General features: G+C 40.6%; 18 protein-coding genes. 8 read left to right on the top strand and 10 right to left on the bottom strand.

Annotation, left to right across the window (positions count from 1 at the left end; translation table 11 throughout):
- Window positions 1–14: 14 nt before the first annotated feature.
- From IEV61_RS06845 to IEV61_RS06835, 3 genes are all read right to left on the bottom strand, one after another.
- Window positions 15–752 (bottom strand): hypothetical protein, encoded by a 738-nt coding sequence (locus tag IEV61_RS06845; RefSeq protein WP_229747058.1) that lies wholly within the window; start codon window positions 750–752, stop codon window positions 15–17.
- A gap of 152 nt (window positions 753–904) precedes the next feature.
- Window positions 905–1,507 (bottom strand): hypothetical protein, encoded by a 603-nt coding sequence (locus IEV61_RS06840; RefSeq protein ID WP_188415036.1) that lies wholly within the window; start codon window positions 1,505–1,507, stop codon window positions 905–907.
- Window positions 1,500–2,156, bottom strand: a complete 657-nt coding sequence (locus IEV61_RS06835) for a hypothetical protein (protein ID WP_188415034.1) — start codon at window positions 2,154–2,156, stop codon at window positions 1,500–1,502. The genes IEV61_RS06840 and IEV61_RS06835 overlap by 8 nt, the downstream gene beginning before the upstream one ends.
- Before the next feature lie 337 nt (window positions 2,157–2,493).
- On the opposite strand from IEV61_RS06835, the gene IEV61_RS06830 reads away from it, so the two are divergent.
- On the top strand, window positions 2,494–3,306 hold the full coding sequence (locus IEV61_RS06830; RefSeq protein WP_188415032.1) for an enoyl-ACP reductase FabI: 813 nt from the start codon (window positions 2,494–2,496) through the stop codon (window positions 3,304–3,306).
- Window positions 3,307–3,391: 85 nt separating this feature from the next.
- Complete coding sequence (locus IEV61_RS06825; protein ID WP_188415030.1) at window positions 3,392–4,597, top strand: carboxypeptidase-like regulatory domain-containing protein; 1,206 nt, start codon at window positions 3,392–3,394, stop codon at window positions 4,595–4,597.
- Between the two features lie 200 nt (window positions 4,598–4,797).
- On the opposite strand, the gene IEV61_RS06820 is transcribed toward IEV61_RS06825, so the two are convergent.
- Window positions 4,798–7,332, bottom strand: coding sequence for an ATP-dependent Clp protease ATP-binding subunit (locus tag IEV61_RS06820; protein WP_188415028.1), 2,535 nt, complete (start codon window positions 7,330–7,332; stop codon window positions 4,798–4,800).
- Between the two features lie 516 nt (window positions 7,333–7,848).
- On the opposite strand from IEV61_RS06820, the gene ettA reads away from it, so the two are divergent.
- The gene (gene ettA / locus IEV61_RS06815) at window positions 7,849–9,528 is read left to right on the top strand and encodes an energy-dependent translational throttle protein EttA (protein WP_188415026.1); all 1,680 of its coding nucleotides are present in this window, start codon (window positions 7,849–7,851) and stop codon (window positions 9,526–9,528) included.
- 136 nt (window positions 9,529–9,664) lie between these two features.
- Here the strand turns inward: ettA and IEV61_RS06810 are convergent, their stop codons facing one another.
- Window positions 9,665–10,864 carry a hypothetical protein gene (locus tag IEV61_RS06810; protein WP_188415024.1) on the bottom strand — a complete coding sequence of 400 codons (1,200 nt, stop codon included), beginning with the start codon at window positions 10,862–10,864 and terminating at the stop codon, window positions 9,665–9,667.
- A gap of 246 nt (window positions 10,865–11,110) precedes the next feature.
- Between IEV61_RS06810 and IEV61_RS06805 the strand changes: the two genes are divergently transcribed.
- The 3 genes from IEV61_RS06805 to IEV61_RS06795 all read left to right on the top strand — a co-directional run bounded on the left by IEV61_RS06805 (window position 11,111) and on the right by IEV61_RS06795 (window position 12,636).
- Complete coding sequence (locus IEV61_RS06805; RefSeq protein WP_188415022.1) at window positions 11,111–11,302, top strand: cold-shock protein; 192 nt, start codon at window positions 11,111–11,113, stop codon at window positions 11,300–11,302.
- 170 nt (window positions 11,303–11,472) lie between these two features.
- A complete protein-coding gene (locus IEV61_RS06800; RefSeq protein WP_188415020.1) occupies window positions 11,473–11,940 on the top strand; it encodes a cold-shock protein in 468 nt (155 codons plus the stop codon).
- Window positions 11,941–12,144: 204 nt separating this feature from the next.
- Window positions 12,145–12,636: a hypothetical protein gene (locus IEV61_RS06795; protein WP_188415018.1), complete on the top strand. Its 492-nt coding sequence runs from the start codon at window positions 12,145–12,147 to the stop codon at window positions 12,634–12,636.
- Window positions 12,637–12,656: 20 nt separating this feature from the next.
- On the opposite strand, the gene IEV61_RS06790 is transcribed toward IEV61_RS06795, so the two are convergent.
- The 3 genes from IEV61_RS06790 to IEV61_RS06780 all read right to left on the bottom strand — a co-directional run bounded on the left by IEV61_RS06790 (window position 12,657) and on the right by IEV61_RS06780 (window position 16,217).
- Window positions 12,657–13,889: a hypothetical protein gene (locus IEV61_RS06790; protein ID WP_188415016.1), complete on the bottom strand. Its 1,233-nt coding sequence runs from the start codon at window positions 13,887–13,889 to the stop codon at window positions 12,657–12,659.
- Between the two features lie 45 nt (window positions 13,890–13,934).
- Window positions 13,935–14,090, bottom strand: a complete 156-nt coding sequence (locus tag IEV61_RS06785; RefSeq protein ID WP_188415014.1) for a hypothetical protein — start codon at window positions 14,088–14,090, stop codon at window positions 13,935–13,937.
- An 81-nt stretch (window positions 14,091–14,171) separates the two neighbouring features.
- Window positions 14,172–16,217, bottom strand: a complete 2,046-nt coding sequence (locus IEV61_RS06780; protein WP_188415011.1) for a M13 family metallopeptidase — start codon at window positions 16,215–16,217, stop codon at window positions 14,172–14,174.
- Window positions 16,218–16,432: 215 nt separating this feature from the next.
- On the opposite strand from IEV61_RS06780, the gene IEV61_RS06775 reads away from it, so the two are divergent.
- Together IEV61_RS06775 and IEV61_RS06770 are read left to right on the top strand one after the other, a co-directional pair.
- Window positions 16,433–16,906 carry a ribonuclease H-like YkuK family protein gene (locus IEV61_RS06775; protein WP_188415009.1) on the top strand — a complete coding sequence of 158 codons (474 nt, stop codon included), beginning with the start codon at window positions 16,433–16,435 and terminating at the stop codon, window positions 16,904–16,906.
- Window positions 16,907–16,964: 58 nt separating this feature from the next.
- Complete coding sequence (locus tag IEV61_RS06770; protein ID WP_188415008.1) at window positions 16,965–17,426, top strand: SRPBCC family protein; 462 nt, start codon at window positions 16,965–16,967, stop codon at window positions 17,424–17,426.
- A gap of 263 nt (window positions 17,427–17,689) precedes the next feature.
- Here IEV61_RS06770 and IEV61_RS06765 read toward each other — a convergent pair whose 3' ends face one another.
- Both IEV61_RS06765 and IEV61_RS06760 read right to left on the bottom strand, forming a co-directional pair.
- A complete protein-coding gene (locus tag IEV61_RS06765) occupies window positions 17,690–18,544 on the bottom strand; it encodes a hypothetical protein (RefSeq protein WP_188415007.1) in 855 nt (284 codons plus the stop codon).
- Between the two features lie 18 nt (window positions 18,545–18,562).
- A complete protein-coding gene (locus tag IEV61_RS06760) occupies window positions 18,563–19,981 on the bottom strand; it encodes an acetylxylan esterase (protein ID WP_188415006.1) in 1,419 nt (472 codons plus the stop codon).
- Window positions 19,982–20,139: the final 158 nt, after the last annotated feature.

Raw genomic sequence — 20,139 nt, 5'->3', positions numbered from 1 at the left:
GATGAGCAGCTAATTTATTGGTTAGTAATGATAACATCTCTAAGGGGTTCACCTTTATCGTTGAGGAAACGAACGCAGAAATCGCTCATTCCAGGTCCGTTAATTACAGCGCCACGAATAATGTTCTTTCCTTTATTAAGGGTTAAACGGGTAGAAACGCCGTCATCCATCACCATGCGCCTATCGCCCGAAAGCAGCAATGCTTCCTTACCATTGAGCCACCACATAGATGCCGAGTTTGACCCTACCGCCATTCTCACATTTTTCAATTCGCGCGGACTATTTACCACCGTTACCGCCCAATACAAAACGCCGTAAGTCTGTTTTTTTAACCCGGTAGAAAAGCGGAACAACTTCACATTGAAATTGGTGTTATCTAAGGCATGCCAAGTTAATTCCTGCTCACCCACCTTTACTTTTTCTCCGTTTTTAGGCACAACCGTAAATTGGTTTGGAAAATATTCGGTGGCAAAGGCCGTACGTAAATAACTATCGGTAAATACTGCGTTGCTGCGGTTAGGCTTATTAATGGGCTCCAGGAGCAGCCACCGCTGAATAAAGCCTTCGGCATTGGGCGTTTTTTTGGCAGTTGTGGCTGGTGTAAAGTAAGGTGTGAGGTTTTGTGAACTATCGGCCTTAGCTGTAAATTTTAACCGACGCGGAAAAGTAGCCGAACGCCCCTGCAAACCTGTGCCTGCTAAAATTACAAAGCCAGCCACCAGCCATAACGCCTTGCGTTTATTGTTCATCATAGATAAGTATAGTGTTACAATGGTTCTTAGAAAGAAATCCTTGTTGTAAATCTATGCAATAGAAAAATACTCCTTGGCGCTATATGGCTAATATTACCTATACAAATGTTCAAATTGTTGAATTTAAACATCTACCATCATGGAATATCAATTTACGGATAATCGAATCCGAAAGAGTATTCAACCAGTTGGTCTTTACTGTTAAATTTGCCTTCTATGAAGTAGCCAATAGCCTGGTAGTTTTTTAATACAGAGCTTTTAGCATCGGTAGTGTGCCAATTAAGTACCTTCAATCCTTTACTACCAGATACTTTACAATTATCACCCACAGTTTTCATTACCTGTTGTTCAGACATGCCGAGCTTTATTTTCAGGCCCGTTATAAATTCCGGTATTTTGGTTTTAACTGTTTTACTACTTAAATCATACGTTTTTGGTTTATAGGATACCTGGAAAACCTGAACTTCATTTTTTGTCCCCCCTTCGAAAAAGCCGATACGTAGCAACTGTTTAGCGTTAACATTAAGGCATTCTACACGTATAAAGCCAAAATCGTCATCCTTTTCAAAACGTTTTTCCCATACACTATTACCTAATACAAGAGAAGTACTCTTTCTATTTTGCAAACTAATGCCCGATACTGACTTATCGTAATTAAATGAATTGGCAGGCAGGCTTTTTTGTGCATAAGCTAATGCGCCATAAATCAGATAGAAAAACAAGAATGCTGTGGCTACTTTAATTATTCTATTCATTGTTTTTCTTTCCTATATGTGTATTACTCATAACATTGGGGTTTTTAGGATCGTTCACACTAAGCGCAACAGAACCTTTTTTGGCAATATAGTCACTTAGTTCTTTGTAAAACGAAGTGAGTACAGCATTACTTGCAGTAAGCGCAATACAGCCAGCGCTTCCGGGCACATTGCCATCGGGATGTATACGCAGATCTGTTCTTTCCATCTTCTTCCCATTTAAAGTGGTGAACAGTGGTATCACATCAAAGGTAAACCCAATACCCTCACTAAAAAAGCCACCATGCTTTTCGCTTTTCTTGCGTTCTCTGCCATGGTTAACTTTGTATTTTCCATTTGGTAAAGGATCTAAAGCATAGGTACCATTAGAACTTTTCACTCCAGATAATGCAGGAATACTTAATTTATCAACCACATAACCGCTTAAGGTATATTGTTGAACATATAATGTAGAGCCATCAAAAGTCAAATAGATATCACCCCCGTGAGAAACAGCTACACCGAAGTAGATTGTATTCGAAATAGGATAAACCGTTAATACCTTTTTATCATTGATGCTATGAACATCTTTGTAAAGATAATAATCTACATTACCTGCTCCCTTACCGCTTAAAGGCCGTAAATTGAAATTCTCTTTAACAAACGACAAAATTCTGGCAGCCGCCCCGGGACTAAAAGTTAATCCATTGCCGATATTATTAAACGGATTATTTCCAAAACTTATGTTTGAGGTTTTTTGGGTGTCATCTCATATTCCATAAAGCAAATTTTAGGTTATATAATATGCGTGCTTAAAGTTATTAACGTATATATTATACATATATTTCTTTTTAATTAAATATATTTATCAAACTCTAATAACATTTAATAAGAGGATTTAAACTCCATACAATACAAAATCGCCTAAACGGTAGTTGTCTTTTAAAACGCGTTGCACGTTAAAAATAATTTCTACCTTTATAACCCGATAAACAACAAGAAATAACATGGCTTATAATTTATTACGAGGCAAGAAGGGTATCATTTTTGGCGCCCTTGACGAAAAATCAATCGCCTGGAAAACCGCCCAACGCTGCAAAGCCGAAGGTGCCGAACTGGTATTAACCAATGCCCCTATTGCCCTGCGTATGGGTACCATTAACCAACTGGCCGAAGAAGTGAATGCCCCGGTTATACCTGCCGATGTAACCGTTACTGCCGATATTGAAAACCTGTTTACCCAGGCGCAAGAACATTTTGGCGGTAAAATTGATTTTGTACTGCACTCTATAGGCATGAGTATTAACGTGCGTAAAGGTGTTCATTACACCGAAAACAATTACGATTTTACCCACAAGGGTATGGATATATCGGCGTTAAGCTTACACCGCATTTTGCAGGTAGCCATGAAACAGGATGCCATCAGCGAATGGGGATCTGTGATTGCCTTAACCTACATTGCTGCCCAGCGCGTATTTCCTGATTATAATGACATGGCCGATAATAAAGCAATGTTAGAAAGCATTGCCCGCAACTTTGGCTACCAATATGGTGTTAAGAAGAACGTTCGTATCAATACCATCTCACAATCTCCCACCCGCACTACCGCAGGTTCGGGCGTAAAGGGTTTTGATGGCTTTGTTGACTTTGCCGAGAAAATGAGTCCGCTGGGTAACGCCAACGCCGATCAGTGTGCCGATTACTGTGTGACTTTATTCTCCGATCTTACCCGCATGGTGACTATGCAAAATCTATTTCATGATGGCGGTTTCTCCTTTACCGGTGTTACGCAGGCTATTATTGATCAAATGGGTAAATAACCTCTGTAAATTATATCAAAAGCCACGAAAAATATTCGTGGCTTTTTTTGTTGACTATTAACTAAATATTTAGTTAATTTGATTTATGCGCCTATCCTTCATTATTTGTCTTTTATTATATGCCGTATCGGGTTTTGCCCAGCATGTAATTACCGGGAAGGTGATTGACATTTACAATAAGAAGCCGGTAGTAAAAGCGAGTGTATTTTTGAGTAATACCACGGTAGGTGGCTCTACCGGTGAAGATGGCAGCTATACCCTGAACAATGTAAAACCCGGACAATATGACATGATCGTATCTGTAGTTGGTTATGAAACTTATCAGCGTACCGTATTAGTTAATGGACTATTAAACATACCTTATATAGAGCTTACGCCAAAAACCATTTCGCTGAATGCGGTTGTGGTAAAGCCCGACCCGGAACGCGAGCGCAACTATAACATGTTTAAGCGCGAGTTTTTTGGCCTTACCGAGTTTGCCGATCAATGTAAAATACTGAACCCCGAAGTGCTTGACCTGGATTACGATAAAGCCAATCAAACATTAACCGCCTCATCGAGCGACTACCTTGACATTGAAAACAGGGCTTTGGGTTACACGCTTAAATACAAACTGCTCGATTTTACCCGCGATTATAATACCGGCAAGTTCTTTTATATGGGCAACGTTTTGTTCCAGCCCATGAAAGGCAAACCGTCGCAAATGAAGAGATGGTACAAAAACCGCCTCAATGCCTACCGGGGTTCTATGGAACATTATTTAAGATCGATCATCAGCAATTTAAATACGCAGGAAGGATTTAAAACCCTGCAACTTATTCGTAAGCCCAACCCCGAACGGCCGCCCGATAGCATCATCCAGGCTAAAATTAGAAAGTTCAGGCCAGTAAGCAATAAAGGTAACATCATCATTATAAGCGACTCGTTAACCTACTGGAACGCCAAGAACCGGCTGCATAAGTTTACCGAATACCTGGTGACGAAGCCGTTACGGATGGATTCACTAGTGAAACGTACCAACATGAAAGGGGTGTTTGCCCTTGCTTACCAAGATATTTTGTATGTGCTTTACACTAAAAAGAAGAGCGACCCCGGTTATAATAACACCTTAATGAACGCTCCGGATAATTTGACCAGCTTAATGGATATTACAGAACAATATGCATTTTTCGATAATAACGGTGTGATACTGAACCCCACGGCAGTTATTGTAGAGGGCAATTGGGGTACTTCGCGCGTGGCTAACCTCTTACCTGTTGATTATGATCCGGCGGAGAAGGATAGGAAGTAATACTGACATGGGTTGCAAAATTCCAACCCGTCATTGCGAGGAACGAAGCAATCCCTGAACGATAGGTTTGTAGCCTACGCAGAGATTGCTTCGCTCTCGCTCGCAAAGACATATTGTTTCTTACGTTGCGAACAAAAAACTCATTAAAACAAAAACGGCCACTTTTCAGCGGCCGTTTTATTATAAAGTTTATTTAAAGCTTAACCTTGTTGTTCTGCTTCGGGTGTTTTGCTTTCACCGCTGTTTTTAGCAGTGATCTTTATTTCGTTGGCTTCTTTGTCAAAGTCAACTTCCATAATATCACCTTCGGCCATTTCACCCTTCAGAATTTCTTCTGCAATCGGATCTTCCAAGTATTTCTGGATGGCACGTTTCAACGGACGGGCACCAAAGTTTTCGTCGTAACCGCGGTCGGCAATTACTTCTTTAGCGTTATCGGTCAGTTCAATTTTGTAACCTAAACCGTTAATGCGGCTAAATAATGAAGCTAACTCAATATCAATGATCTTGTAAATATTCTCCTTGGTTAAAGAGTTAAAGATAATTACATCATCAATACGGTTCAGGAACTCAGGTGCAAAAGCACGTTTCAACGCGTTCTCAATCACACCTCTTGAGTGGGCATCACTTTGATTAACCTTGGCAGCAGTGTTGAAACCAACACCTTGTCCAAAATCTTTCAACTGGCGTGCACCAATATTAGAGGTCATAATGATGATGGTATTCCTGAAATCAACTTTACGGCCTAAAGAGTCGGTTAACTGACCTTCATCCAATACCTGCAGCAGGATGTTGAATACATCAGGGTGAGCTTTTTCAATCTCATCTAATAATACTACAGAATATGGCTTACGGCGTACTTTCTCGGTTAATTGTCCACCTTCTTCGTAACCAACGTAGCCCGGAGGAGCTCCCACTAAGCGCGACACGGCAAATTTTTCCATGTACTCGCTCATGTCAATCTGGATCAAAGCATCCTCAGTATCAAACATAAAGCGGGCAAGTTCTTTAGCTAACTCCGTTTTACCAACACCGGTTGGTCCTAAGAAAATGAACGAACCAATTGGCTTTTTCGGATCTTTCAATCCGGCACGGGTACGTTGTATAGCGCGGGTTAATTTCTTAATGGCATCATCCTGGCCAATAATTTTACCCTGAATGCTGGTGCCCATGTTCAACAGTTTCTGACTGTCGCCCTGGCCAACCTTTTGCAACGGAATACCGGTCATCATTGATACCACTTCGGCCACATTATCTTCGGTTACGGTGTAACGCTTAGATTTTGTTTCGGCTTCCCAGGCAGCTTTGGCTTGTTCAAGTTCTTCCAGCAAATGTTTTTCAGTATCGCGAAGCTTTGCTGCTTCTTCGTATTTCTGACTGCGGACTACGCGGTTTTTCTCAACCTTGATTTGTTCGATCTTTTGTTCAATATCCAGTATGTTTTCTGGCACATGAATATTGGTCAAGTGAACACGAGAACCCGATTCGTCTAAAGCGTCGATAGCTTTATCTGGCAAGAACCTGTCGGTAATATAACGCGAAGTTAAAGCCACACAAGCATTAATTGCTTCAGGCGTATAAGTTACACCGTGGTGTTCTTCATACTTATCTTTTATTCGGGTTAAAATTTCGATAGTTTCATCAGGCGAAGCCGGCTCTACCATTACCTTCTGGAAACGACGGTCTAAAGCACCATCCTTTTCAATGTATTGGCGATACTCATCTAAGGTAGTAGCTCCAATGCACTGAATTTCTCCGCGGGCTAAGGCTGGTTTGAACATGTTCGAAGCATCCAAAGAACCAGAAGCACCACCGGCGCCTACAATGGTATGGATCTCATCAATGAACAGGATCACATCCGGAGATTTTTCCAGTTCGTTCATTACCGCTTTCATACGCTCCTCAAACTGGCCGCGATACTTAGTTCCTGCAACCAATGAGGCTAAATCTAAAGTAACTACGCGTTTGTTAAACAACACGCGCGATACTTTACGTTGTACAATGCGCAGGGCTAACCCCTCTGCAATGGCCGATTTACCAACACCCGGCTCACCTATAAGGATAGGATTGTTCTTTTTACGGCGAGACAGGATTTGTGATACCCGCTCAATTTCTTTTTCACGGCCTACTATCGGGTCCAGTTTACCATCTTCGGCAGCTTTGGTTAAATCGCGGCCGAAATTGTCTAAAACCGGAGTTTTAGATTTAATGTCTGATACCTTTTTAGGCTGGCTGAATGATTCTTCTTCTTTAAAGTCATCATCGCCACCGGTTGATGAACCCGGCATTTCATCGGTTACGTTTTTGTGTGATTCTACTTCACCTTTAAAAATTTCGTAGTTCACATTAAACTGCATTAATAATTGTGATGCAATATTATCTTCGTCGCGTAAAATAGACAGCAGCAAATGCTCGGTGCCTATAATATCGCTCTTAAATATCTTTGCTTCCAGATAAGTGATTTTTAACACCTTCTCTGCTTGTTTGGTTAAAGGGATGCTGCCAATGTGAACATTGGTTCCGGTTGTACCCTTCACAGCATCTTCAACAGCACGACGTAATTTGGCGGTATCCACATTTAAGCCTTTCAGCAATTTTATGGCTATCCCATCACCGTCGCGGATTAGTCCTAATAACAGATGTTCTGTCCCTATATAGTCGTGGCCAAGGCGCAGTGCCTCTTCCCTGCTATAAGAGATCACATCTTTAACACGTGGCGAAAATTTAGCTTCCATCGAGTACCTTTCTAATTTGTTTATATTAACATCCGGATGAATCCATTACGTACGCAATCGGAAGTCTGTTATCAATTATCAACAATATTGCCAACATTTACGCATTGGCCTGTTTAAATTGTTTGTTGAATGTAATCTGTTAAAAACCCGTGTTAGCCGGGCCCTGCAATAAGGGTTTACGGAATAATTACGTGTAATTTACAATTAATTACATTTGCAATTTAGTATTTGATTTAAATTTTTCGAGAAAGTTTAACAAATAATATTTTGCTACCACAATCCGGCTCAAAATAGTATGCTATTAAGTCACAAGTAATGCCATAACGACATAAGCGCACTATAACTGTGTTTCTATCAACGTATACGTAACGTTATTATATTTCGATGCGTTTTGCCGTTAAATAATTAATGTGTAAGCCCTGATGCCGCCTGCTTACTAAAAGTTTAATACCCCTTACCTGTTTTTTGCAATACAGCTTTATTTGGCTGATATTTGAAAATCAATTACAATACTAAATGGCCGACGAAAAAATAATATTCTCCATGGCTGGGGTAAGTAAAATTTACCCGCCGCAAAAACAAGTACTTAAAAACATATACCTCTCCTTTTTTTACGGCGCTAAAATTGGCGTTATAGGTTTAAACGGTTCGGGTAAATCATCACTGTTGAAGATCATTGCCGGATTAGATAAATCTATACAGGGCGAGGTGGTGTTTTCGCCGGGTTATACGGTGGGTTATCTGGCGCAGGAACCTGAGCTTGATCCCGAAAAAACAGTACGCGAAGTGGTAGAAGAAGGCGTAGCCGAAATTACTGCTATATTAAAGGAGTACGAAGACATTAACGAAAAGTTTGGCCTGCCCGAATATTATGAGGACATGGATGCCATGGATAAACTCATGGCGCGCCAGGGCGAATTGCAGGATAAAATTGATGCGGTAAACGCCTGGGAACTGGACACCAAGTTGGAACGCGCTATGGATGCCCTGCGCTGCCCCGACCCAGAAACCAAGATAGGTGTACTATCGGGTGGTGAGCGCCGCCGCGTGGCCATGTGCCGCTTGCTGTTGCAGGAACCCGATGTGTTATTGCTGGATGAGCCTACCAACCACCTGGATGCGGAAAGCATAGACTGGCTGGAGCAATTCCTGAAACAATATAAAGGTACCGTTATTGCCGTAACGCACGACCGTTACTTCCTGGATAATGTGGCAGGCTGGATACTGGAACTTGACCGTGGCGAAGGTATACCATGGAAAGGCAATTACTCTTCGTGGTTAGACCAAAAAGCCAAGCGCTTAGCCCAGGAAGAAAAAACCGAGAGCAAACGCCAGAAAACCTTAGAACGCGAACTGGAATGGGTACGCATGGCCCCTAAAGCACGTCACGCTAAAGGTAAAGCCCGTTTAGCCAACTACGAAAAGCTGGCCTCTGAAGAAACCAAGGACCGCGAAGATAAATTAGAGCTGTTTATTCCGCCTGGCCCGCGTTTAGGTAATGTGGTGATAGAGGTGAACAATGTAACCAAGGCTTATGGCGATAAGGTATTGTTCGAAAACCTGTCATTCTCGTTACCTCCGGCCGGTATAGTAGGTATTATAGGCCCCAACGGTGCCGGTAAAACTACCTTGTTCCGCTTAATTACCGGTCAGGATCAGCCCGATGCCGGTACTTTCCGCGTGGGAGAAACCGTTAAGCTTGGTTATGTTGACCAGATGCACGACGATTTAAAAGCCGATAAATCGGTTTGGGAAAACATTACCGACGGACAGGAAACCATTTTATTAGGCAACCGACCTATTAATTCACGCGCTTACGTATCGCGCTTTAACTTTAACGGCGGCGATCAGCAAAAGAAAATCGAAGTACTATCGGGTGGTGAGCGTAACCGGGTGCATTTGGCCATTACACTCAAAAAAGGGTCGAACGTATTGTTGCTGGATGAGCCTACCAACGATATTGATGTAAACACACTGCGCTCACTGGAAGAAGCCCTCGAAAACTTTGGTGGCTGCGCCGTAATCATTAGTCACGACCGTTGGTTCCTGGACCGTATTTGCACGCACATCCTGGCATTCGAAGGCGACTCGCAGGTTTATTTCTTCGAGGGTAACTATAGCGATTATGAAGAGAATCGTAAAAAACGTTTGGGTGATGTAGCTCCTAAGCGGATTAAGTATAAGAAGCTGGGGTAAGATTTGGAGGCTAATCATCCAAAATAATTAGGTACTTGCTATACAATGCAAGTACCTGATTTATTTTTTTGATAATAGTTTCTACCTTATATAAAGGCAATCTTACTACACTTCAGATATACAATAACTACCACTCTTATTTTTGAATAAGCAAATCTTGCAAATCTTTAGCATAAACACCTTTGTTGGTAGTCAATGCTATTTTTTGTGGGCCATAAACAAATATTCCATTAATTTTAATATCTTCAGGAAGCCCTTCGGTAGTTAATTCCTTAATATTCAGGTTTAGTTTGCTATCGTCGCCAGTAAATGCGACCTCAAACAATTGCTTATTAAATATACCAATAAGCGTGTTGTTTATTGTATAAAAGGAAAGTAGGCCAAAACCTGCAGGCAAGGTTGTATTAAAAACATTCCAGCTTTTTCCTAAATCGGCTGAACGGTAAAAACCAGAGTTTCCATCAACATTAGAATTTTTAATGCCCAGTAATACATTATTTGGTTGCGGTATAAAACCATTAGATGAAATAGCTACCTTGTTTTCAATTCTTCCATTTAGATCAATAGTACATATTTGTGGGGTTCTGCTTCCGTAGGTGCTAACTACAAACTTATCTTTCAATGTGGTAATATCTTCTATAGCACCGTAAAAATTAATACCTGTGTTTACGTCGTTTACAAGTGTTACTTTTTCTATGGCCAACGCATCTGTAGCTTCGGCTGGCTGGTTAGCCACTTTAGCTTTAATTTTAATAACCGCAAAAATTAGCTCATCAGGGCTATTGGGAACTATCTTTTTATAGGGTATCAAAATATAATCACCAATTATTCTATAAGTTGGCAAACCCGAGTATGTTTGATATTCAAATTGTCTGAATGCAGGATCTAAATTTTTGCCTTGTATTTCAAGAAAATTATCGTGATTGCCATTATCCAATGCTCTTATTTTTAAAGTAAGCGGTACTAATACACCTTCGCTAAAAACCAGGAACCTTTGACTTAAAATTTGATTAACGTTATAAATGTTTACCGAAAACCCATATGGTAACCCTATTGTGCTCATCTTTCTGGCAGCAAAAGCTTGCTCATTGTTGGCTGTAGTGGTGTCCCATGTACAAACAGATACACTACCTGCTGTATTGAACAGCTTAATGCTTCCATTTTTAACCGTTGAAGAAGTAAAATTACCTGTGGGAAACAGTTTGTCGGCCTCCCAAACAGATGGCTTTTCAATAACCACAGGTTCAACATCACCATTAAATTTCTTACAAGAAGCAAATAAACAAACAATACAAATACTTAAAAAGAGCTGTTTAGCAAGGGGTGCAATTTTCATGAAAAGGATATTTACACCAAAATAGGGTTTCTTTTTAATTAAATATGCATAAATACTATTTAAAGTGCATTAGCTACCTTAGTCCCGCTATGTTTAAAGTTTGAAGCGCCAAGCAAGTTTTGATTAGTGCACAGAAATAATTATTCTATAGTCGTTATAATGTAACTATATAACCCAATTTTATTTACGATAGTAGATTATCCATTTATTAACCGTACCTTGTGGACTTATTTACAATACATTATAATGCAACAAGGAACAGTAAAATTTTTTAATGAAGAAAAAGGTTTCGGTTTTATTACCCCAACCAACGGTGGTAAAGAAATCTTTGTACACTCTTCAGGTCTAATCGACAACATTCGCGAGAACAATGAAGTAACTTTTGACGTAGAAGAAGGCCGTAAAGGTCCTAATGCGGTTAATGTAAAATTAGTTTAATCACTATATCATATTTCGTGAAGCATTCTCCTTGCACAAGGGAGAATGCTTTTTTTGTAAAACATATACCGGGTGCCGTTTATTTATTAAATAGCCAAAGTATTCCAAAAGCATATAACACACAACAAAGCCGGCTTTAAGTAAAAGCCGGGTAACACTAAAAACAATACATGGGTAGATCAACAGAAACATTTAGTAAAAAAGAACGAGAAAAAAAGAAGTCTATTAAACTGCGCGAGAAAAAAGAAAAAGCAGAAGACCGCAAAGCCAACTCCGATAAAGGAAAAAGCCTGGACGATATGATGGCGTATATTGACGAAAACGGCAATATAACCTCTACTCCTCCCGATCCAACCAAAAAGAAAAAGATCGTAACTGCCGAAGATATTCAAATTGGTGTGCCACGCCAGGAACCACCTGACCCGGCCGATTTAATCAGGAACGGTGTGTTAACCTTCTTCAACGAATCGAAAGGTTATGGTTTCATCCGCGACCTGCAAAGCCAGGAGAGTGTGTTTGTACACATCAATAGCCTGTTAGAGCAAATTAAGGAGAACGACAAAGTTACTTTTGAAACTGAGCAAGGCCCTAAAGGCTTAAATGCTATTAAGGTTAAAAAAACTGTTAAGGCAGTTTAGTTAACTACGCAGGCTTCACAGAGCAAAACATAGTGCACTCATGAAACGTGGGTATACTTTCATATTGCAGCAATGCTGCCAAAAAAGCGTTATTACTTCGAGTGAGAAGTGGTGACGCTTTTTTCGTTTTGGAGTGTTTATGCAATTGAGTGAAATAAATTGCAGCAGATCTATAAATTTGCAATCATCACAGTTAGGATAAATATGATCACAAAAGAAAACCTATCAGAACAACTACGTGATGCGACTACAACCCTGCTGGAACAGGCCAGACAATCTTGCTGGAATAACATTTCCGACAATTGCAGATTTATACTATCAGAAACTACGGACTCGTCAGCTAAAAATTTTATAGAGTTACGAAGATTAAGGAAAACAGTAAACGACAAAAAAAATCCTGAGCCGCTTGATAGTGTATTACCTCATTTAATGTTGATGTATACAAATCTCCATGACCTGAATTTATATATCTACCGATCTTCAAAAAACCTAACTATTGTAGAAATCGCTTACTATCTAAAATCTTCTTTAGATGTCGAGTATCAACAAAGTATGGTTAATGACTCGACAATGCTCCATTGCAAAGTTGCTGTACCCATTTACAGCAAGTGGGGCAAACCTAAGTTTGATATAAATTGGGAACAAGAAACATTTAACCATAGGTGGCAAATGTTTTGGTACCGAATAACCGGATAAGGACTATTTCACTATTCTCATTACTTTCCAAAGTGGTAATGAACTCCCATACCATAATTAGTATATCTCAACTTAATTAACTCAGCAGTGGCATTGGTTGCAGGGAGTGTGTAGTCAACAAAAATATCAACCTTCTTGTTAAGTGTTACGCCTGCTTGTAACGGAAACAGCAACCAGGAATTACTAAATTTATATGGCTCATCTTCTGCTTTTTGATTGCGTAAAAACTCAACATTACTAAACTTAGCATACGTCATATTTAACCCAATGCCAATAAAGGCTTTAATATGCTGCCTGTTTATTAAGTGATATATAATTTGTGGCGTCACCGTAACCAGCGATTGGTTAAAATTATAGCGGTACTCCACGGGTGCTACTGTGCCCCCGGCTCCATCTTTGGTGTAAAACCTTGACTGGTTAGCTGTATAAGCTGCCTCTAATCGAAACATAAAATTACGCAGGTACCTATCATCGGCAATATCTAAACCGATGCTTAATCGCGGAAAGGTGTATGAAGTTGATTGTCCCTCGAATATGGTTGGTCCCCTCATTTTAGTTCTGACAGTATTTACGGCGATACCGGCAAAGAGCCCAACCTTCATTGTTCCAACATTCTTGCTTTGATCATTATTGATCTCCCTGGCAATATTTACAATATTGGCTAATGTAAAAGATGCCGCATTAACATCCCGACTAATTTTGGAGCTATTGTTATTGTATTTTTGCGCAATAGCAAGCAGCGTATCTTTATATAACTCAACATTACGCACGCCGTTACCAGAATTTTTATCTACAAACTGGTAGTATATGAGCTCTTTGGGAAACTGCCCGGCCTCCATAAAAAACAGGCGCACCTTGAGCTGGTCTTGCTGTTCAAATACACTAAGCGGCATACCTTGATAACCCACTCTTAAAAACATACTTGATTGTGCAGTAGTGCTATCTAAGGTAGCAGCTACATCAGGGAATTTATTTTTATCCATACTCACCTTGCCAGTAAATGATAAAAACTGATCAACACCGGTCACTTCAAATCCCCGGATCAGCGCAGGCTCAAAACGCAAGGCTTTTACAGTTTCAAGTTCAGGTTTAAAACCAACAGTTTTAGGTGTTATACCCCGCTGGCTATAATTAATATAGCCTTTGAGCGTATCGCCGTTTAGTTTAATTATATACCCGGGTTTATAGCCAGATTGTGCATGGGTAATTATAGGAAATAACAAAGCAAGAAATGCTACACGAATCAGTTTCATGAATAAGGAAGGTTTGCTTTTGCTAAGGTATGAAAGGTTTGAAACTTATTTAGTTTTTTGCTTCTGCCCTTTCTGGTCGTCGTGAGGGAATCGACGGCCACGGTCGGCCCGGTTTTTATCGTGCCATAGAAAGCAACTGTTTAGCATAGTGCTGATGATTAAAAATGTTACGGCACCTATTAAGGTTTTACGTTTGATCATAAGAATAATTTTATACGTAAACCAAGGTAATAAAAAAGGCTGCCCAAAGAGCAGCCCTTCTATTATTTTACATTTAATCGTTTACCAAATCCTGATACGTTTATCTTCAGGTTTGTACAGTTTATCGCCAGGTTTAATATCAAAGGCCTTGTACCAGGCATCAGTGTTTGATATAGGGCCGTTTACGCGGTACATAGCCGGCGAATGCGGATCAGTGTTGATGCGCATTCGGGCAGTTTCATCACGGTTTTTACTACGCCATATTTGAGCAAGCGACAAGAAAAAGCGCTGATCGGGTGTAAAGCCATCGATCTTAGTATTACCCTTACCCTGCTCGGTTCTTTTGAAAGCTTCGTAGGCAATGGCCAGTCCACCGTTATCGGCAATGTTTTCGCCCAAAGTAAGGTTGCCGTTTACATGCATACCGTTTAACACGGTATAAGCATCGTATTGCGTGGCAACAGCCTGGGTTTTTTCTTTAAACTTAGCAGCATCTTCTTTGGTCCACCAAACGTTTAGGTTACCGTTTTTATCGTACTGGCTACCCTGGTCGTCAAAACCGTGGGTCATTTCGTGACCAATTACCATACCTATACCGCCATAATTAATAGCATCATCGGCGTCTTTATCAAAAAACGGAAACTGTAAAATACCCGCCGGGAAAACGATCTCGTTAAAGCTGGGGTTGTAGTAAGCATTAACCGTAGGCGGCGTCATACCCCACTCTGTTTTATCTACCTTTTTGTTTACTTTATCTACGCGTTCTTTATAATCATGCTTAGCTATAGATTGCTGGTTAGCGTAGAATTTCGCTTTATCAATCTCAACATCTTTGTACTCCTTCCATTTATCAGGATAGCCAATTTTCTTGATAAAGCCATTCAATTTTTCTGTGGCCTTCTTCTTAGTATCGGCACTCATCCAATCCAGCTTTTCAATACGTTCTTTGTAAACCGACTGCAGGTTATTCACCAGGTCTAACATACGTTTTTTAGCATCGGCGGTAAAGTACTTCTCGGCATATAGCTGTCCCAGCAATTCGCCCAGGCCGCCATCAACCACAGATGCCATTTGTTTCCAGCGCTCTTTTTGTACCTTTTGCCCATTCAATTCCTTGTCATAAAAATTGAACTTCGCATCGCGGAAATCTTTACTCAGGTAAGATGCGGCATTGCTCAAAGCTGTAAATGCGATCTTATTCTTCCAAACTTCTATAGGCTGCGTTTTGAGCAGGTTGTTTAAAGCCACATAGTATTTAGGCTGACCTACCAAAACGGTATCAGTACTAACGCCCATGCGCTTAAATACATCTTTCAAGTCAATATCAGGTACCTGTTTCTGAACCTGGTCAACAGTAAATTTATTATAGTTTTTAACCGGGTCGCGCAGTTCAACCGGGGTAGAATGCGATTTGGCTATTTCGGTTTCCAGTTTCAGAATAGCGTCGGCATTTTTAGCAGCAGTAGCCTTATCGGTACCGGTTAAGGTAAAGAGCTGCGCAATATAGGCTACGTAAGCAGTACGTATCTTTTTTGAAGCTTCGTCATTATTAAAATAATAATCGCGGTTTGGTAAACCCAGGCCTGTTTGATAAAGCTGGGCCATATTCTTCTCGCTGTTCTTATCATCAGGGGCTACGTAAAAGCCAAATAGGTAACCGTCTCCTTCTTTAAAACTATCTGCAGCGTAAGCTATTAATTGCTTATAATCTTTAATAGCCGCAATTTTAGCAAGCTCGCCTTTTACAGGCGTATACCCCATTTTGTCAATGGTCACTGTATCCATACCGCTTTTAAACAAGTCGGCTACTTTTTGCTCTTTACTGCCCTTGTCATACTCATGCGTACCTAAATCGTTCAGTATATCATGAATGTGAGCTTGGTTGTTATTGTATAAAATATTGAACTCGCCCCAGCCTGTTTCTGATGCCGGTATTTCGGTTTTCTTTAACCAGGCACCGTTCACGTATTCAAAAAAGTTATCTCCGGGCTTTACCGTAGTATCCATAGCCGCTTTGTCAAAAAACTCGGCACGTTTGGGTACCTCGGCACTTTTATCGGGTGTTTGTTTACAAGCCGCAACTGCCAACACGGGTGCAGCCAGCCATAGCCATTTATTTGTCCTCATAAAATTCTATTTTTTGCTAATATGATTAACCTAACCAAGATATGCAAGTAACACTATTGTGTCATTCACTTTACAGTAGGGGCAATTTTAGGGATTAAATTGTTGATAACCAACGCAATGTTAACAAATAAATGATTTCACTTTAACGTTTATATAAATAACTATCGCTTATTTTTATAGACCTTAAAAAGGTCATTAAAAACCCATCTATTTTTATGACCTGGAGAAAATTTAGCGGTGAAATACTGCAAACCCCTATTTTAGAAGAAGTTGAGAAAACCATTGAGCGCGAAACCCTACTGGGCAACAAGCTTAAAGTTTGCATTGGTACCGACTCGCAGGTAAAAGGCGACGTTACCGATTTTGCCACCGTTATTGTGTTTTTGCGCGAGCAACGTGGCGGTTTTATGTACATTCATCAGGAACGCACTTCGCAAAAAATGAGTATTAAAGAGCGAATGCTGAGCGAAGTTCAAAAATCAATTGATATTGCCTACAAACTTTGTGACCTGCTTGACCTGTACGATGTTGACCTGGAGGTACACGCCGACATAAACACTAACCCCATGTTTAAAAGCAACCAGGCCCTGCACGAGGCCATGGGCTACATATTAAGTATGGGTTTTGTGTTTAAGGCTAAGCCCGAGGCATTTGCCAGCAGCTACTGTGCTAACAAAATGGTACAGTAGCTCCTCTTTTGGTTGTAAGCACCGGCAAACAGTTTGGCAAGCAAAGCGTTAGCTCATAGTGAAAACATACGAACGCCGCTGGGAATTATTTATTCCCATTACCTTAGATGAAGCCTGGGACTTTTTTTCGTCGCCGCTTAACCTTCAAAAAATTACACCTGCCGATATGAAATTTGTGGTAACCTCGCCTTACAGCCAGGATACCAAAATGTATGCAGGAATGATTATTACCTACAAAGTAACCCCGGTTTTTGGCATTAAGCTAAACTGGATGACCGAGATAACACATGTACAGGATAAGCAATACTTTGTAGATGAGCAGCGTTTTGGTCCTTACTCGTTATGGCACCACCAGCATCATTTTAAAGAAGTGCCCGGTGGTGTATTAATGACAGATATACTAAATTACGCCATTGGTTACGGACCGGCAGGTTCTATTGCCAATAAAGTACTGGTCAAAAATAAGATTGAACAGATCTTTAAATTTCGCGAGAAAGCGGTTAAGGAATTATTTGGGTAAGCCGGCAGATGCTTTGAAGAGCTCAGCTGACCCTGGCAATCTGCGCCTATCGGGAGCTCACTAAGCGTCAAATGTTTTGACAAGCTCAACATGACAAATGGATAAGACCAGATAAGTTGTCTTGCACGCGTTTATAAAAATTGGAATTAAACGCAATTTGTATTTCTTACTTAGGTAATTTGTCAGTTTGAGCTTGTCGAAGAACTCACCAAGCGGCGAATGCTTCAGCCGTTCGAGAAGACAGGTTTATGTATGGAGTAACCTTAATAATTTACCTTCTTACCTAAGAAATTATCGATCTTATAAATGAGCGCCAGTGCTCCGTTAGTACCTATGCCGGTATTGCGGCCTGCCACAAATTGGCTGGCGGTTAAAAACATGGAGAAGCTGCTGTTAAAGGTGTGGCCGTAGCTTAAGCTTACCTGGGTAAACTCGTAATCGCGGGCGGTAAAAATGTTACGGGTAAAGGCGGTAAAGCTACTGGTAGATATAATGCCCGACACGCCAGCCGTTAGCTGGTCGTGAAACTTCTTATCGAGTGTGATCCCGAAAGATGCACTGTAACGGTCTTGCAACGGGCCATCTGTACCAAAGTACTTGCGTACACCATTCTCTAAACTTAACGAGAAGAATTTACTGCCAATTTTTCCTGCCCCCGAAAAGCCCAAACGCAACTCTCCGCCCGGTTGTGCGTAACCTAAACCCTGATTTTTATATAACGGCAATACCGCAGTACCCTGCAGGGTAAAATAGTACTTGTAATTAATGTTTGCTAAGTAATAACGCAAGCCTAATTCGGCATCGCCCAAACCCGATTGGGATAGTGGAGCATTAACACTATCGCTTAGTTTATAACTTACGTAAGGTAACGATGCAACAGCCGTCAGCCTGCGCACAATGCCATATTCGGCATATAAATTTACAATGGTACTTGTAAATTTTCCATTGTTGGGCTTTACACGCCTACGTGATACTGAATCCCAATCTTTACTGGAGGTAAAATAGCTTATAGAAGGAGAAAATATAAGCCTTCCAGGGCGCGTAGGCCACCCGCAATAAGCCCTTGAACTCAAGAACAGACTGAATAATAAGGTAACGAATAATATTTTTTTAGCCAAAGCTGTGTAATTTAACTGTTAAAATAAAGCAAATGTATCTCTCATCCACCGGCCTTCGTACTCCTTGTAATATAAGGCAACTTCGTGCCCCAATTCAGGGAAAAGAATCATGTGTTTCTTGACCGGGATATTGTTAAAGGCGGTATACTCATTATCGGCCGGAGCCAGGTGATCGAGCAAACCTATACCCATTAAGGTTGGACACTTGATGTTGGTTGCAAAGTTTTTGGTATCAAAATAAGAAAGGTTATCCAATAACTTCTCCATGGTTAAGCCACGGTTAATACGGATGAAGCGGCTAAAATCTCTAAGCGGCCAAACCACTTTACCCGGCAAGGCTTTTACATCACACAAAATAGGGTTTTGAGCAGAGCATAATTTGATACGATGATCTAAGCCGGCTGTGGCAATAGACAGGAAGCCGCCCATACTACCACCAGATACCATGATGTTGTCATGATCCAATTCCTCCCGTGAGAAAATAAAATCGACCATACGAACACAATCCATAATGGCACCGCGCATTACATAACGGTTCTTATCTTCAAGTCCGGTAAAAATGTAGTCATCGCGCAGGGTACGTATGCGGTCGCGGCTGTTACCCTGCCCGCGTACGTTAAGCACTACAATGGCCAGGTCTTCATCTGTACCAAACATAGGATTTAAATTTACCTGATAGCCGGGTAAACCCAGCAGTACCGGAAACTTTTTACGTTTATTCTTGGTTTTGGGCAGCGTCATCCAACCGCGTATGGTAAGGTCACCCAGGGATTTCATTTCAATGGCATATACCCTGCGGTTATCACGCGATGAATCGGGGAGTTCGGTTACTTTAAAATTTGGCTCTACCACTGCAAGTTCTTCAAGCGTTTTATTCCAAAAACTGTCAAAATCAGCAGGTTTATCATGTTCAGATCTTATTTGGGTAGGGTCTACACCAAACACACGTCTTACGGTATCATCATACTCGGTAAGGTTTAGCATAATGTGGATCTTATAAAAGCCGGCCGACTGCCTTGGTATATTTAATGTAACGCTTTTAGAGCTTTTTTTACCAAGGTTTACATTAACCGAACGTTCGCTTACCTGCTTATCGGCCAAAGTAAATATTTTGTAGCTTAGGGTACCGCTTTGTTTGCTGTTGTACCTATTGTCTAAACTTACATGATAGCTAATAGGACTGTTTGCCGAAAAAATAGCATCTTTATTACCTGGAACGGCATTAATAACCACCTCTCCATCGTCATCAGCAACTTTGCCAACATTTACTCTTGCTGAGGTGGCAACACTTTTTTTAAGCTTACCAGCTGCCTTGTGGACAGGCATACCTGTTTTACCGGCAAATGCACTTAAACTTATGAAGCAAACAAATAGGAGTGCAGTTCCCCAAACTTTATTGTATCTGAAAAAACTTTTACTAAGTACTGCTATGAACATTATAGGGCATTTATTGATGCTGTAATAAAATAATTATTTATAGTATACTGCTACCAGCATATTTGATATTAACAACCAAAATTATAATACATATAGTTATAGCCAAATGTATTGATAATTTTTAGTACCGTGGCAGTCTATATGCAGACTACCATCTT

Origin of the sequence: Mucilaginibacter galii (genome assembly GCF_014635825.1) — a bacterium.
Taxonomy (GTDB): Bacteria; Bacteroidota; Bacteroidia; order Sphingobacteriales; family Sphingobacteriaceae; genus Mucilaginibacter; species Mucilaginibacter galii.
Note: the sequence above shows the minus strand (reverse complement) of the source record. Positions and strands in the feature narration are given on the sequence as shown.

Bases quoted from the DNA above. Each gene is read 5' to 3' on its own strand.
- IEV61_RS06820 (WP_188415028.1), bottom strand. From the start codon at position 7,332: ATGGAAGCTAAATTTTCGCCACGTGTTAAAGATGTGATCTCTTATAGC.
- IEV61_RS06775 (WP_188415009.1), top strand. From the start codon at position 16,433: ATGACCTGGAGAAAATTTAGCGGTGAAATACTGCAAACCCCTATTTTA.
- IEV61_RS06760 (WP_188415006.1), bottom strand. From the start codon at position 19,981: ATGTTCATAGCAGTACTTAGTAAAAGTTTTTTCAGATACAATAAAGTT.
- IEV61_RS06845 (WP_229747058.1), bottom strand. From the start codon at position 752: ATGATGAACAATAAACGCAAGGCGTTATGGCTGGTGGCTGGCTTTGTA.
- IEV61_RS06840 (WP_188415036.1), bottom strand. From the start codon at position 1,507: ATGAATAGAATAATTAAAGTAGCCACAGCATTCTTGTTTTTCTATCTG.
- IEV61_RS06780 (WP_188415011.1), bottom strand. From the start codon at position 16,217: ATGAGGACAAATAAATGGCTATGGCTGGCTGCACCCGTGTTGGCAGTT.
- IEV61_RS06825 (WP_188415030.1), top strand. From the start codon at position 3,392: ATGCGCCTATCCTTCATTATTTGTCTTTTATTATATGCCGTATCGGGT.
- IEV61_RS06800 (WP_188415020.1), top strand. From the start codon at position 11,473: ATGGGTAGATCAACAGAAACATTTAGTAAAAAAGAACGAGAAAAAAAG.
- IEV61_RS06795 (WP_188415018.1), top strand. From the start codon at position 12,145: ATGATCACAAAAGAAAACCTATCAGAACAACTACGTGATGCGACTACA.
- IEV61_RS06810 (WP_188415024.1), bottom strand. From the start codon at position 10,864: ATGAAAATTGCACCCCTTGCTAAACAGCTCTTTTTAAGTATTTGTATT.
- IEV61_RS06830 (WP_188415032.1), top strand. From the start codon at position 2,494: ATGGCTTATAATTTATTACGAGGCAAGAAGGGTATCATTTTTGGCGCC.
- IEV61_RS06785 (WP_188415014.1), bottom strand. From the start codon at position 14,090: ATGATCAAACGTAAAACCTTAATAGGTGCCGTAACATTTTTAATCATC.
- IEV61_RS06790 (WP_188415016.1), bottom strand. From the start codon at position 13,889: ATGAAACTGATTCGTGTAGCATTTCTTGCTTTGTTATTTCCTATAATT.
- IEV61_RS06805 (WP_188415022.1), top strand. From the start codon at position 11,111: ATGCAACAAGGAACAGTAAAATTTTTTAATGAAGAAAAAGGTTTCGGT.
- ettA (WP_188415026.1), top strand. From the start codon at position 7,849: ATGGCCGACGAAAAAATAATATTCTCCATGGCTGGGGTAAGTAAAATT.